The following is a 1,543-nucleotide window of genomic DNA, read 5'->3' as shown; positions in this document are numbered from 1 at the left end:
GTTGCACGTCGTGTTGGAGTTGCTGTCCCTGGCCGCTGGGCGGGAGCTGCCGCGGTTGCGGGCGGGGATCGCCACGGGGTGGGCGGTCAGCCACGACGGCGACTGGTATGGCAGTCCGGTCAATCTGGCCAGCCGGCTCACCGACGTGGCGCGTCCAGGTTCGGTGGTGACGACCACGTCGCTGCGCGACGCGGTCACCGGCCGGGGCGCGGGGGCCGATCGTGACGCACTGGAGTGGTCGGCGCTGGGTGCTCACGACCTCAAGGGCGTCAGCGGGCCGGTACCGCTGGCATCGGTGCGCCGCACGGGCGGTGCGATCAGGTAGCGCCGTGCAGCGCCTCGATGAGGACGGCACGGACCTCGTCGTCGAGGGGATAGGGCGTGTAGAGGGTGAACCGGTCGACCAATCCGCCGAACCGTCGCGCGATCTCAGCACCGACGTGGCGGGGATCCCCGACGACGGCGATGCTGTGCAGCACGGTGTCGTCGATGAGTTCCGACATCGCCGTCCAGTCACCGCGCTTGGACAGCCGGTGCAGTTCCAGGTGCAGGTCACCCCAGCCATGCAGGTCCAATACCTTGCGGTAGGCGGGAGTGGCGCCGTAGAACGCGATCTGCTGACGCACCTGTCGGATGGCCTCCTCCAAGGACTCATCATCGCCTCCGGTGGCGACCAGCCCGGGATAGCTCGCGGTGAACTGCGCACGGGTGCGCCCCGAGGCCCGCAGACCGGATTCGATGATGGGCAGGGTCACCTCGCGCAGATAGCGGGGCGTGGTGAAGCCGTGCACCAGCAGACCGTCGGCGGTTTCGGCGGCAACCTTGGTCATGTGCGGACCGACCGCGGCGACCATGACCCGGGGCGGCCCGAATGGGCTGGGCCCGGGGTTGAACATCGGGGTCATGAGCGTGTGCTGATAGTGCGTGCCGCGGAAGTCCAGCTTCTCCCCGCTCTGCCAGGACTGCCAGATCGCGTGCAGCGCCTCAATGTATTCGCGCATCCTCTCGGCGGGCGCCGACCAGGGCATGCCGAACCGGCGCTCGATGTGCGCTTGGATCTGGGAACCGAGGCCCAAGACGAATCGCCCGCCGCTGTAGGTGTTGAGATCGTTGGCGGCCACGGCCATGGTCATCGGGCTGCGGGCGAACGCCACGGCGATCGCGGTACCCAACTGCAGGGCCGACGTCTTGTCCGCGGCGATCATCAACGGCAGAAACGGGTCTCGGCTCACCTCGGTGGACCAGACCCCGTCGAACCCGAGGCGCTCGGCCGCCGCGAGCTGAACGGTCAGCACCGCGCGGTCGGCACCACCGGTTCCATCGATGGACCCGCCGATGTTGGCGTCGACGTACATGACGCCAGACTGACACGACCTGACACGACCGATGACCGCGTCGCGGCGATGTCCACCGTATGGGGGAGGAAAATCATCCACGGGTAACTCGTCACCAGGTGAGCTGGGTCATACCGTCGCACCATGCCGCCCGTAGATCACACATTGAACCTCACGACGCAAGCCATCTTGGCGTATGCCAGTTGGGG

General features: G+C 67.7%; 2 protein-coding genes. One reads left to right on the top strand and one right to left on the bottom strand.

Annotated elements, in window-relative coordinates:
• Nucleotides 1-325 (top strand): nucleotidyl cyclase domain-containing protein (locus ACRDUX_RS39770; protein ID WP_526422881.1); only part of this gene is annotated, 325 nt, incomplete at its 5' end.
• On the opposite strand, the gene ACRDUX_RS39765 is transcribed toward ACRDUX_RS39770, so the two are convergent.
• Nucleotides 318-1,355: an LLM class F420-dependent oxidoreductase gene (locus ACRDUX_RS39765; RefSeq protein ID WP_526422879.1), complete on the bottom strand. Its 1,038-nt coding sequence runs from the start codon at nucleotides 1,353-1,355 to the stop codon at nucleotides 318-320. The two genes, ACRDUX_RS39770 and ACRDUX_RS39765, sit on opposite strands and share 8 nt — an antisense overlap.
• Between the last annotated feature and the right edge of the window lie 188 nt (nucleotides 1,356-1,543).

It is taken from the genome of Mycobacterium sp., assembly GCF_050701675.1.
GTDB lineage: Bacteria > Actinomycetota > Actinomycetes > Mycobacteriales > Mycobacteriaceae > Mycobacterium.
The sequence above is the reverse complement of the archived record's forward strand: the minus strand, read 5'-3'. Positions and strand labels throughout refer to the sequence as shown.

Bases quoted from the DNA above. Each gene is read 5' to 3' on its own strand.
- ACRDUX_RS39765 (WP_526422879.1), bottom strand. From the start codon at position 1,355: ATGTACGTCGACGCCAACATCGGCGGGTCCATCGATGGAACCGGTGGT.